Origin of the sequence: Marinobacter changyiensis (assembly GCF_009193265.1) — a bacterium.
Lineage (GTDB): Bacteria > Pseudomonadota > Gammaproteobacteria > Pseudomonadales > Oleiphilaceae > Marinobacter > Marinobacter changyiensis.
Genome location: NZ_VZZZ01000002.1, coordinates 516,379 through 530,266, shown reverse-complemented (window position 1 = coordinate 530,266; position 13,888 = coordinate 516,379). Strand labels below are relative to the sequence as shown.

Here is a 13,888-nt window from a genome sequence, read left to right as displayed (position 1 = left end):
AAATTAGCATACGAAACATGAGCTCGTTAAAAATGAGACATCATTCATTTTTTTGAAAACACTAATAGAAAAGCTCAGTACCCCTAAAGCAAAAAACCAGCAGTTTTGGGCTGCTGGTTTCAACTAAAACGGTTAACGTTTTATTGGATAAGTCACGATCAGATTTTACACCGAGTATTCCCCCGCGAGTTCCTCAGTTAGTAATCGTAGTCTCTCCCTGAGACAACAGGTTTGCCTCAATATCAGACTCTGCAAACCAAAGCTGCCGGTAATCCTCCTCTGTATACCGCAGGCTCTGATCGATGAAGTAGGGAGAGTCTTCATCTGTGGACTGGGAATAACTCATCAAACCAAACGCCACAGGGCCATTGTCGGTAAACTCCAGACCGAAGTGGAAACTGGTACCGCGAGCCACTACCCAGCCCTCACCGGAAGTTTGTGAAAGCCCCGCGGTGTTCTCGATGATTGCGGGTGCAATTCTGGGGAGTCGGGTGTCTTCCGCCACATCGTCGGCAAGAACTCCGATGGAGTTGAACGTACCGTCAATACCCCCGTCAGCACCCCCATCAATTCCCTCAATAACGCCACCATCACCGCCAGGCCACGGAATCGGATCAGCCTGTACCATGGGCATACCACCCGGAGGCACACCACCAGAGGGCTGGTAGTACTGAACATCCCCCAACTTCGCGGTGTAGGCGATGCCTCCAGTATCGAGGGCGTTCAGGCCAACAGCCAGAGCCTGGAGCATCAGATCATCGGCACTTCCTCTATTAGTTGAAGAGGGTGTCGAGGGTGTCGCCACCGGCGCAGAGGGATTGAACGCCACGGTCAAATCAGAATCGAAATTGGAACGATAGTTTGCAATAAACACGCGGAACACATGGGCTCCAACACTATCGGTATTATAAACGCCGTCCCAATCCTGCAGCACACTGCAACCTTCATGCACGGTTCGGGCCTCACCGTCCGATATATTTACTTCTGCAACACCGATCTCGGTGCAACGATCCCGGAGCTCCGCAAGAAACTCATCCGCGAACCAGCCGCGGTTGTTGTAGATAACGTTAATAAGGTCAACCGAACTGAACCGACCATCCTGTCCACCCGGAGCAGTTGCAGTTGGCGATACCGGTCCGCTATCAAGCGGATTCTGAAGCATGGTAATGCCCAGGCGGGTTCTTGGATTCAGTGGGGTTCTCTCGTTGCCAAACAAGGGTGAGTAACCAGTCAGCAACTGCTCCGGGTTGGTAGCCCAGTAACTATCATTGGAGTTTTGAACCCAGTCGGCGCGGGTTAACTGGGGCTTTTTATCAAAAGAAACCAACCCGTTACACTCTCCCTCCACCCAGTCATCCACTGATGTGCTGCCGTCAAGCAGCGTGATACCTGCATTAAAGAGCTCATCAAACTCCGGACTGAATGTCCGCGTGAAGTTCAGCAATGCAATAGACTTCTCAGACAGGTTGGGCACCGAGCTGCTGTCAAGATAATAGCCGTTACCCTGATCATCAGCGTAAACCGAGTTGGTCCAGAATGTGGTGCCACAGTTACGGAACACGTCCTTGAACTCCTCCAGGTTGGCTGCCCGGCTCATTTGCAGCCAACTGTCCAGCAAGCGTTCAGAACTGGCATTGGCATCCCGGTAGGTATAGGCCGCGGGTTTTCCGCTGAGCAGCCCCTCGTCACCCCATTTTGGGAAATTCTCGTTAGCCAGGTTGACAGCCAGCATTGGGCCATATTCGGAAAAGTAGAAAGTACGCTCAATGGCCACCGGTTCTACGCCGCCCATGTCTACTTCAATCTGGAGGGTTTTCTGAGTGATCGGCTTTTCAATACCGTCCTTGATATAGGTCAGGTTGTCACCCGGCTTAAGTTCAAGCTCGTACCAGGTAAATTGCCGACTGGTCGTGACAGTATGCGACCAGGCCAGGTTTTCATTGAAATTGACAAACGGGATGGCGGTGCCGAGTAAACCAGCACCGTTTACATTCAGGTAGCCAGGTACCGTCATCTGCATCTGGTAAAGCCGCCGGTGACCGGTGTAAGGGAAGTGCGGGTTAGCGAGCAACGCGCCACGCCCTTGTTCTGTCATATCCCTGCCGAGGCCCCAGGCATTACTGCCAAGTCCAATATCGGTGTAGTTCGTTCGTTCTGCTGCCATCCGCCGCGCATTGCCTGCGACCCGGCTGCCGTCGAATTGGCTATCAGCACCGTTAGCAGCTACGGATTGCGATGGGTCAACAGGCGCGCGCGGCGGCACGGCTGCATAGATTAATCCGTCGGCGAACAGGGCACCGCTGGCGTACTGCCCCACAATTCGATAGTAGGCATACAGATCGATAGGTGATATCTCGAACACCCAGGGTTGGCCGCGACATTCCGACGGCATATCTGCCGGATCAGTTTCTGCCACGTACTTGTTATATCCATCGGTGAAGCCTTCCATCAGCGCTCGACTCTCGTCCGTCAGATTGGTGAATTCTGCGGCCGCCCCACTCCGGATTTCCTGAGCCTTGTAGCTGAAATCATTAATGATATTGATGTCTTTGGGACCGGGACCAAAATATTTAGCCCGTTCGCTGCGGGCTTTTACAAAGGCATCCGCCAGCAGGCAGACGTTGTCCTGAGCCTGGGCATACCCTGCCCCGAATGCCACGGACTTGAGGTTATCCGCCTTTACATGGGGAACGCCGTTCGTTGTCCGGCGAATGGTGGCTTTCAACTTGCCGTCAGCCGGAAAAAGCTGAGTATCCTGCTCTGGTTCAGCGCCATTACCTTCAAAACAGCCGGTCAGCAGCAAGCTGCCTGCCAGCGCCATGCCCAATACCGGTAGATGGAGTAAACGGGGCCTCGATTCTGCAGGAGGATTTGCTGAAATATTCATGGGTTGAATCCCTTCTTGATTGTAACCAGGACACCGAATTTTCCGTTTCGTCACTCTAAAATTAGCAGATGAGAAACGCTTCGCATAAAGATGAGACATCGTTCATTTCTTTGAGCCAAATCAACTTAGTAATTCAGACCGGGTTCAGCCTTCGTTTTAAGACTTCAGTATGACCGCAGCCCAGATGGTGCTGTCGCTGCTGCCTGCTTTGTGGGTGATGTTTTCCCTGGATGCTGGCCAGGCCAGAGCAGCCTTTCTGATGATCCCGATTGTGCCAGCATTGTATGGCATTCTGGCGCTGAGTGTACGGCAGATGTTAAGGGTCAGCCTCTGATTTTTTGCGCTTTACGCCCTGCTCTACCTGAGCCTTCTGGTCTACCGACCACAGGTTCTGACCGGCGCGCCGGATATAGTTCAAACCCTTGCATTTGTGCTGGTGATGGGGCAACTGGCGATTATAGGAGGCTTTATCAGTGGTCTTCGGAGCAACCTGCGGGAACGCAATGACGAGCTCAAGGGTGCGATGGAGCGCATTCAGGAGCTGGTCAACATCGACGAGCTGATTGCCCCCCAAGCGCTACGATCTGATTGCTATTCAGGCTTGTCCCCGCCCGGAGTCCTGCCCACAAACGCAGCGGCACACGGCGTTTTGCTGAATTTGATCGGATGACCAATCTGGCGCTGGGTGGTGCCGTCTTCCCAGGAAACCTCTATCACCATGTCACGGGCTTTCAGTTGCGGGTGCTCGGCGGCTTCCGCAATCGTTAATACCGGCTCCACACAGGCATCCTGCTCAGCAAAGATGACCTGCCAGTTGGCCAGGGTTTTCGCTCCGATCGCCTGCTTCAGAGTTTGTTTCAACGTGGTCTGCTGCTCCGGGTTCGGGCTCAAACCAAGGTTTTTCAGTTCCGGGTGACCAATCACCTCGCATAGCCGGGCCATAAACTGCGGCTCCAGACTGCCCACGGATAACCAACGGTCGTCAGCGGTTTGATAATAATCATAGAAGGAGCCGCCATTCAGCAATGTGCTCTCCGGCTCCTGCGGCATGTTTCCAGCCAGGCAGGCAGCCCCCGCCATACCGTTCAGGGCAAACGATGCGTCGGTCATGCTGATATCCACTAACTGCCCCTCTCCGGTGTGTTGCCGATGGCTGACTGCCGCAAGGAGCCCCATCACCGCATGGTGCGAGCCACCGGCGACGTCCGCGATCTGGATACCCATGGGCGGTGGTCCGCTGGCTTTGCGACCACAGTGACTGCTGACGCCCGCCAGCGCGAGATAATTGATGTCATGCCCGGCCCGGTCGCGGTAGGGGCCGGTCTGGCCATAGCCGGTGATAGCACAGTAGATAAGCGCCGGGTTAATGGCCTTGAGAGTTTCATAACCGATGCCAAGACGGTCCATCACGCCGGGGCGGAACTGTTCGATCACGATGTCATAATCCGCGACCAGTTGCTTGACGGTTTCAACGCCACCCTCCTTCTTAAGGTCCAGCTCCATGGGGCGTTTGCCGCGATTCAGGAAGCTATGAGCGGTACTCACACCTTTATCCTGGGGCGGCATTACCCGCACAAGGTCCATCCGTCCCGGTGCTTCCAACCGCAGCACATCCGCGCCCATGTCGGCCAGCAACATGGTGGCGTAAGGGCCGGGTAGCAGTGTTGTGAAATCCAGTATTTTCAGGTGGCTTAGGGGGCCGGGCATGGGAGCTCCTTGGAGTGCGCTGGGTTGAGGTGCATTGGGTTGAGGTGCATTGGGTTGGGTTGGGTGGGCTGGGCTGGACAGGATCGCGACTGAAGTCGCTCCTACATTTAATTCAATGTTCGGGATGGTTTGATATTGCATTGTTTTTATCTTCGGGCCAACTGCTGGTTTGGTCAATCTGACTGGCTATATCTGCCACTTATTTACAGCTTCTGCGGTTGCATTGTTGCAGTGGCGTTTTATGATGGACGTCCTTTCAGGTTTCAGGGTCTGTTTGATGGCAAACCTCACGGTTTCCAGACACTTCGTACTAGCGGCACTGACCGGCGCCCAGCAACAAGGGTTCGATACTGACAGTCTGCTGAGGCAGGCGGGCATTTCCCCGGACTTGCTGAAGATCGATATGGCCCGGGTGAACAGTGCCCAGTACAGCCGTTTGATGCAGGTGATCTGGGCGGAGATGGCGGATGAGTTCATGGGACTTGGACCCCGGCGGTGTAAGACGGGTACCTTCGCGACTATGTGCGCCCTGGTCATCGATTGTCCGACGCTGGAAGCTGTCTATCATCGGGCGTTCCAGTTCTCGGCGCTTTTTGAGCCGGCTGCCTGCATGCGCCTGGAGGATGATGGCGATAGCGCCCGGCTGGTCACGGTTATTGAGGGCAGATTTGATGACCCGATGCATTTCCTCCAGGAAAGCCTGCTGGTGATCTGGCACCGGTTGGGCAGTTGGCTGATCGGCCAGCCCGTTGAACTGTCAGAGGCTGCGTTCAGCTATCCTCGCCCCGGGCACGCAGATGAGTATCGTCATATCTTCCACTGCCCGCTGACCTTTGATGCCCCCGATACCGCCCTGACCTTCGATCGACGTTTCCTGTCTGCGCCGGTGATACGGGACAAACCGGAGATGCACCAGTTCCTCAAAACCTCCCCGGCAGATTTACTGTCCCGGCCGGATGAGAGTAATACCTTTACCGGACGCATCCGCACCCTGATTGGACGTGATTTTGCAAAGCCATTACCGGATTTTGAATGGATTGCGGCAGAACTCCACACCAGCCCGCAAACATTACGGCGGCGGTTAAAACAGGAGAACACTTCGTTTCAGGAGATCAAGGATCTGTTGCGGCGGGATCTGGCTATCTATTTTCTCGGACGCCCGGAACTGCCGGTCAACGAGATTGCCCACCGGGTAGGATTTACCGAGCCGTCGACCTTTCACCGCGCCTTCAAGAAGTGGACAGGGGTTACCCCCGGCGCCTATCGCGAAGGCGACCGGGGGCGGATCCTCTAGTTCAATCTCTGGTTCAATCTCTGGTTCAATCTCTAATTCGGAGCCTGCGTCGTTTTAATCAAGCGGCCCAGGGTTTGTGCGGCTTCTGCGGTCAGTTTCTTGTCACCTGCGAGACGGAACAGGCGGGCGTCATTTCTCGGATCATAAACCCAGCATGACTGGGTAGCGGCCACACAATCCCAACGCACACTGGGGCTGATTCCGTAGACCGACAGGGACTGGGCCGAAAGCCTGACTTCCCCATTATCTGTCCGGCGCGATTCCTGGATGTTAATTTCCCCCGACTGCAGCGAGACCCGATAAAGCAGGTCCGGTGCCGAACCGGTACGAACAATCCGTGGGTCTTGCCGCCAGCCATTCAGTTCCAACAGACTGTTCAGGTGCAACGTCAAAGCCTCGGCCGGGCTATCGGTAAGGTACAACTGCTGTAACCGATCCAGAGGTTCCCGTCCGGCTGATTCAATCACCGCCACCGGCTCTTCACCGCTTGCCTTGCCCGCGCGCTCCGAAGAAGCCTGCTGCTCCTTCTCCACGGTCGTGATCATTTGCAACGCCTCTTTATAATTTTTACCTTCCGAACCCGTCTGATCGACGTAATTTTCCAGCGCCGCTTTTGCCTCGTTATAGTGGTCCGCCTCGAGCATGACCCGGCCCCGGTAAAACAGATATTCCGGCGGCTTTTCAGACTCCAGCCCCTGCAAACGGTTGAGATATTCGCCTGCCTCGCCCCAGCTTTCACCGGCCACCGCCTGCTCGGTTGCGAGCATCAGACGACGGGTTTCATGCTCCGGTTCGAGTGCGGCAGCACTGCCCGCATAAAGCGCACCCCCGTACACAAGCCCCTGAAAAATACGGCGGCCAAGCCACCGGATCATGGTCAATATTGTCATGGTCAACATAGCGATTCCTTTTGTCATACCGATGATGTGTTTATTCATCTTTGAGTTCCTCAACCGGCGACAATGCATCGTCAAGATCCTCTGCATCCACCTCCGCCTGATCCATTACGGCTTTGGGTAATTCTTTTTTAACACGGACACCCAGTTCCACGAATCGGTTTGCCTGGGAAATAAGATTACCACGCCCCCGGGTCAGCGTATTCATGGCGTTATCGTAGGTAACCTGCACCGTTTGCAACTGGGTGCCCATCTTTTCCATCGCTTCCACAAAGACCCGCAGCTTGTCGTAAACCGCTCCCGCCCGATCCGCAATCAGGCGTGCATTCTGGCTCTGGCGCTCATAGCGCCAGATGTTTTCAATCGTGCGCAAGGTAGCCAACAGCGTCGTGGGTGTGACGACAATAATCTTGCGCTCGAACGCTTCTGAAAATAAACGCTCATCCTGCTGAAACGCTGCCACGAACGCCGGTTCTATAGGCATGAACAGAAACACAAAGTCCGGTGAATGCAAGCCACCTAATTGACTATAGTCTTTTTCACTCAGCGTCTTGATGTGATTTCTGACCGCCTCTACATGCCCCTTGAGCGACTCGGCCTTTAACAGCTCGTCTTCTTCATTCACCCATTCCTGATAGGCTACCAGCGATACTTTCGAGTCCACCACCAGATTGCGGCTGTCCGGCAGGTTTACGATTACATCCGGTCGCAACATCTGGCCGTTCCCGTCGCGATAGCTGCCCTGGGTTTCGTACTCGATGCCCTTTCGCAATCCGGAGCGTTCCAGCACGCGCTCCAGTATCAACTCGCCCCAGTTACCCTGGATTTTCTTGTCGCCTTTCAGCGCCCGGGTCAGATTGGAAGCCTCTTCGGTAATCTGTTTATTCAGCTCCTGGAGTGATTTGATCTCACTTCGCAAGGCCTGACGATCGCGGGTTTCTATAGTGTAGACATCGTCCACGCGTTTACGGAAATCTGTGATCTGGTCCCGAAACGGTGTTAACAGCGTATCCAGGCTGGTGCGGGTTTGCTGAGTGAAGCGTTCACTTTTCTGATCAAATATTTTATTCGCCAGGTTTTCGAATTCCTGTTTCAGCCCTTCCCGGTTACGTTCCAGCAACGCCAGTTTCTCGCCGGTCGCCCGGCGCTCTTCTTCCAGTGTTACTTCATATTCTCTCAAGGCAATTCTGGCATCATGAAGCTGTTGCGCCAGATGATCTGTTTTGTTCAGCTGCGCTGTGCGCTCGGTTTCCAGCTGTTCGATACGATGGGCGCGGGCTCCGGCTTCAGAACCCAGCGCCGCCAAACGGTTTTCAAAATTGGCAGCGGTTTGTCGCCAGCGCTCGGCGTCCTGATTTGTCTGCTGGATATCGGCTTTAAGCTGTCTGGCCAATTCCTCATTTTGCCGGTCCTGCTGAGCCCGCATCGCCATCAGGTGCTCTTGCTCCCGCAGGCTTTCCCGATTTTCATCAACCTCAGAGGCCATGGCCAGAATTTCGCCCCTCTGCTCTCGGTTATTACGCCGGGCAGACTGCAGTGCGAACAGAAGTCCAATGCAAGCCACTGCTAATGCGGTGAAAGTAACCAGCAAAACAGGCTCTGAAATCACGTCCGCAATCGCTGTCTCAAGCACTCAGCAGTCCTCTAGTCTTGTCATTAATAATGATCATGAAAACAATCCCATAAAATTTAAGACATTGTAGTGTCTGGAGCCATCTCGTGCTGGATTAAAACCGCAACATCATTCAGTCATTAATCAGGCCCTGGTCCTCAATCTTATCTCCGCTTTGTTGCACACGCCTTCCACTTTATTAATGTTCGGTGTCACCCCCTAAGCGACAGATTATTGTATACTTTGGCGGCCTCGCCCCATGCGGAAAAGTAGCCGCAAAGAGTCAACCCATTAAGTAACACAGTGTCGCCCGACAGAATGCGACTGAAGAAGAGGTATTGAATGCCACTGTGCAATTTTCGCTCGCCTGCCCTCTCCGCTCTTACCTTCACCGGCGCCCTCCTGCTGACGGGCTGTGCAGGCAACTCCTATTTCGTCGACAAGAATGACCTGGGCGACCTGAATTCCGCCCTGTCCCGGCAACAGGCGGATATCACGTTTATCAAGCAACAAACCCTTGGCCAGCATCAGTTCCTGATCGATCAGAGCTCTGCGGACACCCGGAAAATTCTTGATGCCATACGGGAGCAAGTTGAAAAGCCTGTTTGCCCCTCTGTGCCAGAGGCCCAGGCCTGCCTCATCAACCAGGACCCAGGTCAAGGCGGCACAAGAGGAACTGACCGTCTGAACGGCAAGGTTATTGTGGGAGAGCGTGAGAAATTTTTCCTGGTCGACCCAGGCCTGACCTATGAGGCTCGCATTGACAGTGGCGCGACCACATCATCTTTGGATGCCCGCAATATCCGTCGGTTTGAGCGGGACGGCCGGGACTGGGTGCGGTTCGATGTGCCGGTGCCGGGTTCCGACGGTGAATTGAAAACAATGGAACGTGAGATAGCGAGGAACGCCCGAATTATTCAATCCAACGACGAGGATTCCGAGCGTCGGCCAATTGTGGAATTGCAGTTTGCCATTGGTGATCACCATCAGCAGGCGGAGTTTTCATTGTCCGACCGGGCCCACCTTAGCCACCCGGTTCTGATCGGCCGCAATATTCTCCGTGATGTCATGCTGATCGATGTCGGGAAGGAATACGCCACCGAATTGCCGAAGTCGCTGTCGGATGATGGGGATACAGACAATTGACTTCCCGCTCCCGCTTACCGTTTTACTTCGCCATCTTCCTGTTGATGGCCGCCGGAATCGCACTGGCAATTTTCCGCCACATAGAACTGGGCATTCCCTGGTTAGCCGGTGAACAGCGGCCTGTATGGATGGTAGAAGCCCGGATCGATTTTCAAGCTCAGGACGAGCCGGTAATGGTCAATCTGAATATACCCGATGCGCCCCCCGGGTTCCGCCTTCTGTCCGAGCAAGCGGCATCGCCGGGCTACGGCTTCTCGATTATAGAAGAATCAGGCAATCGCCGGGGCGAATGGACGATTCGTAATGCAACCGGTCAGCAAACGCTCTACTTCAAGGCTCAGCTGGTGCCAGACGAGGGTGCGCGACCTGATTCACCAAAACGCCCTCCCCGACCGGAGGCTATTTTTTGGGAAGAGCCCCAGGCCACGGCTGTTCGTGAAATCCTTCAGCAGGCAGCAGCCCGATCCAGCTCACCGGAAAGCTTCACCCGGGAACTGATCAAACTGATGCAGTCGGCCGACCCGGATCAGAACACCACCCTGCTGATGTCGGGCCGCAACGATATTGAATTGCTCACCCGCATGCTCAATCATGCCAATATTCCCGCCCGCGTGGCCGATGGACTGAAGCTGGAAGATGCCAGACGCCGCCAGGCCCTGAAACCATTCCTGCAGATTTATAACGGCGAAGAATGGCTTACATTCAACCCCACAACCGGCGAACAGGGGTTACCGGAAGACGTCGTTTTGTGGCGTCAGGATGCCACCTCGCTGCTTGACCTTGCAGGCGGCACCAACTCACAGATCAGTTTCTCCATGCTCCGCCAGACGGTACCAGCGCTGCAGCTTTCGCGCATGGAATCCAATACTAAAGGCCTTGGCCTGTTCAGCCTTTACCAACTGCCGATTGAGGAACAAAGCATGTTCCGCATGCTGCTTCTACTGCCACTGGGGGCATTTGTAGTGGCGCTCATGCGGATAGTCATCGGCGTTAAAACCTCCGGTACGTTCATGCCGGTGTTGATCGCTGTGGCATTCGTGCAGACTTCACTCGTGCCAGGCCTTATTGCCTTTGTCTCGGTGGTCGCGCTTGGATTATTAATGCGCGGCTATCTGTCGAGTCTTAACTTGCTGCTGGTGTCCCGAATATCGGCTCTGATCATTCTGGTCATCTTTATTACCACCGGTATCAGCATCGTCGGTTATCAAATGGGCTTTAGTGCCGGTATGACTGTCACTTTTTTCCCGATGGTCATCCTGGCCTGGACCATTGAGCGCATGTCGATTCTCTGGGAGGAAGAAGGCGCCCATGAAGTCTTTATTCAGGGTACCGGTAGCCTGTTTGTTGCCATTTGCGCCTATCTGGCCATGAGCGCACCGTTGGCGAAACACATTACGTTCAACTTTCCCGAACTCCATCTGACGTTGCTGGGCATTATCCTGCTGCTTGGCCAGTACACCGGCTACAAGCTGACCGAGCTGCGCCGGTTTTACCCGATGAAGGTTTACGAGGGATGAAGTGGATCTCTCCGCGACAGCTGAACAGACTCGGCATGCTCAATATGAATCAACGAAACGTGGGTTATATTGGCAAGTACAATGATCGGCGCATGTTTCCATTGGTGGATAACAAGCTCAAGACAAAACTGCTCGCGACAGAGTACGAGGTTACAACGCCCAAACTCTTGCAGGTTATTACCCAGCAGCATGAGATCTCGCACTTCCGGGAACGCGCAGATGCCCTGGAAGGTTTCGCCATCAAGCCCGCCAAGGGTTCCGGCGGCAAAGGCATCCTGGTCATCCTGCGGCGAGAGGGTGACAGTTACATCAAGGCCTCAGGCGCGGCCATCACGGTCGGTACGCTGGAGAGACATCTCTCGAATATTCTTGCCGGACTCTATTCGTTGGGCGGTGCACCCGATGTCGCCATTGTCGAGGACCTCATCCAGTCGGCTCCCTCATTAGCCAAATACTCCTTCCAGGGCGTGCCCGACATCCGTATTGTCGTCTTTCAGGGTTACCCGGTTATGGCCATGCTCAGACTTGCCACCAAGGCTTCTGACGGCAAGGCGAACCTTCATCAGGGTGCGGTAGGCGTCGGTCTGGACATTGCCACAGGCAGGGGTCTGAATGCGGTTCAGTACAACCGTCCGGTTCTACTTCATCCGGATAACGGCCTTGCGCTGGGACATATTGTTATTGAGGCGTGGAAGACCATGCTGCTCATGGCTTCCCGCTGCTATGAAGCTACCGGCCTGGGCTACATGGGTGTGGATCTGGTGGTAGATGCCCAGCAGGGACCACTGCTGCTTGAGCTCAATGCTCGCCCCGGGCTGGCGATCCAGATGGCAAATGGTCGAGGCTTGAGGCCGCGGCTACAGAAAGTCGAAGCGTTACGAAAACCGCACTATTCACCGGAAAAGCGAGTGGAGTATGCGATGGCGGAATTCGGGTATTTGTAGACCCTGCTGACCATAAAAAAAGGGGCCTCGGAAGAAGGCCCCTTTTTCATTTTCATTTCTGAGTATGCTTATTGCCCATAGAAAGGGCCAGCCCATCGCTGGCCTCCTCACTTCAGGTCATTTTACCCTCTGCAATCAGCAGGCGTCGTTCGTGATTCAGCCCCTTGTACAGGCTGTAGCACATAACGAGCAGCACGAAGGTAAATGGCAACCCAGCGCTGACAGCACCTGCCTGCAAGGCTCCCAGTGCGTCGCCTCCGCCACCGAAAATCAGAGCGGCTGCAATCGCACCTTCCATCACAACCCAGAACACGCGCTGAGCGGTCGGCGCATCCACCTTGCCCCCGGCGGTAATGCTGTCAACCACCAGCGAGCCAGAATCCGATGAGGTTACAAAGAACACCAGCACCAGAATAATCGCCAGGAAGGAACTGATGGTCGCGAGCGGAATATTCTCGAGCATCTGGAACATCGCAAGCGACACATCAGTGAGGCCCTCAGAAGCGAGTAGACCCACTTCATTCTGTATCTGATCAAGGGCACTGCCACCAAAAGTACTCATCCAGACAATCGTGATCAGGGTTGGAATGAGCAGCACCGCGGTAATGAATTCCCTCACGGTACGGCCCCTTGAGACCCGCGCGATGAACATCCCAACGAACGGTGACCAGGAAATCCACCAGGCCCAGTAGAACACTGTCCAGCCGTGGAACCAGACCTCATCTTCACGACCAAACGGGTTGCTCAGCGCCACCATATTACCGACGTAGGAAGATGTTGTGTCCCACATCGTCTGGAAGATCACGATGGTGGGACCTGCAAAAATAACAAAGAACAGCAGCAATCCCGCAATGATCATGTTCAGGTTACTCAGCACCTTAACCCCGCCTTCCAGGCCACGTAGCACTGACATCAGGGCAAGCAGGGTGACACCCACGATGATTGCCATCTGGACATTCATCCCGCCTTCGATCGCGGGAACCAGGTAGGCAAGTCCGGATGCCGCTTGCTGGGCACCAAAGCCCAGAGAAGTCGCCAGGCCAAAGATGGTCGCCAACACCGCGAGGATATCGATAATGTGGCCAGGCCAGCCCCAGATGCGATCACCCAGAATCGGGAAGAATGCAGACCGGATGGTCAGTGGCAGGCCCTTGTTATAGGAAAAGAACGACAGGGAAAGTGCTACCACAGCGTAGATGGCCCAGGGATGCAGACCCCAGTGATACATTGTCCCGCCCATGGCGAGTTTCGCCCCAGCTTCGGTGTTGGCTTCCACTCCCAGCGGCGTGCCATACCAGTCAGTGTAATAGGCAACAGGCTCTGCTACCGCCCAGAACATCAGGCCAATGCCCATGCCTGCGGCAAACAGCATGGCGAACCACGATATGGTCGAAAAGTCAGGCTTCGCATCCATACCACCGATGCGTATTTTACCCACCGGTAAAAAGATCAATGCCAGGGAGAACACCACAAATATGTTGGCGCTCAACAAAAAGAACCAGTCGAAACCGTTGATGGCACTATTCTTCGCACCTTCAAGCAGTTCCTTTGAAGCCGAAGGGAAAATCAGTGTGCCAACGACAAACAAAATGATCAGCACCGCTGTTACGGGGAAAACTACGTTATGCAGATCGAGGCCGAAACGATTAACATTGTCCTGCCCCACTACATAGTCGGTCTGGTATGCGTCTTTATCAACTTGGCTCACAGTGGCGCCTCCCTCATTAAACTTCACCGGTTTGTGCGTTCGATTCGTAGATCCGGAAAATTACCAAGCAGTTAGTTTATTGTTTTGAACTCTAAATATCAAAGTCATCTTCTTTCTCGAACATGACTCCTGAATCGACAGATTGAAAATATCACCTAAATTTCTGGGAGTTAGCGG

At 54.4% G+C, this 13,888-nt stretch carries 11 protein-coding genes; 5 read left to right on the top strand and 6 right to left on the bottom strand.

Features of this window, described 5'->3' with window-relative positions:
* Positions 1–193: 193 nt before the first annotated feature.
* On the bottom strand, positions 194–2,887 hold the full coding sequence (locus F6Y09_RS08120; RefSeq protein ID WP_152206400.1) for a penicillin acylase family protein: 2,694 nt from the start codon (positions 2,885–2,887) through the stop codon (positions 194–196).
* A gap of 169 nt (positions 2,888–3,056) precedes the next feature.
* Between F6Y09_RS08120 and F6Y09_RS20120 the strand changes: the two genes are divergently transcribed.
* Positions 3,057–3,221: a hypothetical protein gene (locus F6Y09_RS20120; RefSeq protein ID WP_179959373.1), complete on the top strand. Its 165-nt coding sequence runs from the start codon at positions 3,057–3,059 to the stop codon at positions 3,219–3,221.
* Here F6Y09_RS20120 and F6Y09_RS08115 read toward each other — a convergent pair.
* Positions 3,204–3,461 carry a hypothetical protein gene (locus F6Y09_RS08115; RefSeq protein WP_152206399.1) on the bottom strand — a complete coding sequence of 86 codons (258 nt, stop codon included), beginning with the start codon at positions 3,459–3,461 and terminating at the stop codon, positions 3,204–3,206. The genes F6Y09_RS20120 and F6Y09_RS08115 overlap by 18 nt on opposite strands.
* A gap of 17 nt (positions 3,462–3,478) precedes the next feature.
* On the bottom strand, positions 3,479–4,594 hold the full coding sequence (locus F6Y09_RS08110) for a CaiB/BaiF CoA transferase family protein (protein ID WP_152206398.1): 1,116 nt from the start codon (positions 4,592–4,594) through the stop codon (positions 3,479–3,481).
* A gap of 277 nt (positions 4,595–4,871) precedes the next feature.
* On the opposite strand from F6Y09_RS08110, the gene F6Y09_RS08105 reads away from it, so the two are divergent.
* Positions 4,872–5,888 carry an AraC family transcriptional regulator gene (locus F6Y09_RS08105; protein ID WP_152206397.1) on the top strand — a complete coding sequence of 339 codons (1,017 nt, stop codon included), beginning with the start codon at positions 4,872–4,874 and terminating at the stop codon, positions 5,886–5,888.
* Positions 5,889–5,920: 32 nt separating this feature from the next.
* On the opposite strand, the gene F6Y09_RS08100 is transcribed toward F6Y09_RS08105, so the two are convergent.
* On the bottom strand, positions 5,921–6,826 hold the full coding sequence (locus tag F6Y09_RS08100) for a hypothetical protein (protein WP_246180403.1): 906 nt from the start codon (positions 6,824–6,826) through the stop codon (positions 5,921–5,923).
* A complete protein-coding gene (locus F6Y09_RS08095; protein ID WP_425481821.1) occupies positions 6,819–8,417 on the bottom strand; it encodes a DNA recombination protein RmuC in 1,599 nt (532 codons plus the stop codon). Before F6Y09_RS08095 ends, F6Y09_RS08100 begins: the two co-directional genes overlap by 8 nt.
* A gap of 321 nt (positions 8,418–8,738) precedes the next feature.
* On the opposite strand from F6Y09_RS08095, the gene F6Y09_RS08090 reads away from it, so the two are divergent.
* Genes F6Y09_RS08090 through F6Y09_RS08080 form a run of 3 tightly spaced genes read left to right on the top strand, consistent with a single transcriptional unit; the run spans position 8,739 to position 12,003 of the window.
* On the top strand, positions 8,739–9,542 hold the full coding sequence (locus F6Y09_RS08090; protein ID WP_152206396.1) for an ATP-dependent zinc protease family protein: 804 nt from the start codon (positions 8,739–8,741) through the stop codon (positions 9,540–9,542).
* Positions 9,539–11,059: an inactive transglutaminase family protein gene (locus F6Y09_RS08085; protein ID WP_152206395.1), complete on the top strand. Its 1,521-nt coding sequence runs from the start codon at positions 9,539–9,541 to the stop codon at positions 11,057–11,059. The genes F6Y09_RS08090 and F6Y09_RS08085 overlap by 4 nt, the downstream gene beginning before the upstream one ends.
* On the top strand, positions 11,056–12,003 hold the full coding sequence (locus tag F6Y09_RS08080) for an alpha-L-glutamate ligase-like protein (RefSeq protein ID WP_152206394.1): 948 nt from the start codon (positions 11,056–11,058) through the stop codon (positions 12,001–12,003). Before F6Y09_RS08085 ends, F6Y09_RS08080 begins: the two co-directional genes overlap by 4 nt.
* Before the next feature lie 112 nt (positions 12,004–12,115).
* Here F6Y09_RS08080 and F6Y09_RS08075 read toward each other — a convergent pair whose 3' ends face one another.
* Positions 12,116–13,711: a BCCT family transporter gene (locus F6Y09_RS08075; protein ID WP_152206393.1), complete on the bottom strand. Its 1,596-nt coding sequence runs from the start codon at positions 13,709–13,711 to the stop codon at positions 12,116–12,118.
* Between the last annotated feature and the right edge of the window lie 177 nt (positions 13,712–13,888).

Bases quoted from the DNA above. Each gene is read 5' to 3' on its own strand.
- F6Y09_RS08120 (WP_152206400.1), bottom strand. From the start codon at position 2,887: ATGAATATTTCAGCAAATCCTCCTGCAGAATCGAGGCCCCGTTTACTC.
- F6Y09_RS20120 (WP_179959373.1), top strand. From the start codon at position 3,057: ATGACCGCAGCCCAGATGGTGCTGTCGCTGCTGCCTGCTTTGTGGGTG.
- F6Y09_RS08110 (WP_152206398.1), bottom strand. From the start codon at position 4,594: ATGCCCGGCCCCCTAAGCCACCTGAAAATACTGGATTTCACAACACTG.
- F6Y09_RS08105 (WP_152206397.1), top strand. From the start codon at position 4,872: ATGGCAAACCTCACGGTTTCCAGACACTTCGTACTAGCGGCACTGACC.
- F6Y09_RS08100 (WP_246180403.1), bottom strand. From the start codon at position 6,826: ATGAATAAACACATCATCGGTATGACAAAAGGAATCGCTATGTTGACC.
- F6Y09_RS08090 (WP_152206396.1), top strand. From the start codon at position 8,739: ATGCCACTGTGCAATTTTCGCTCGCCTGCCCTCTCCGCTCTTACCTTC.
- F6Y09_RS08080 (WP_152206394.1), top strand. From the start codon at position 11,056: ATGAAGTGGATCTCTCCGCGACAGCTGAACAGACTCGGCATGCTCAAT.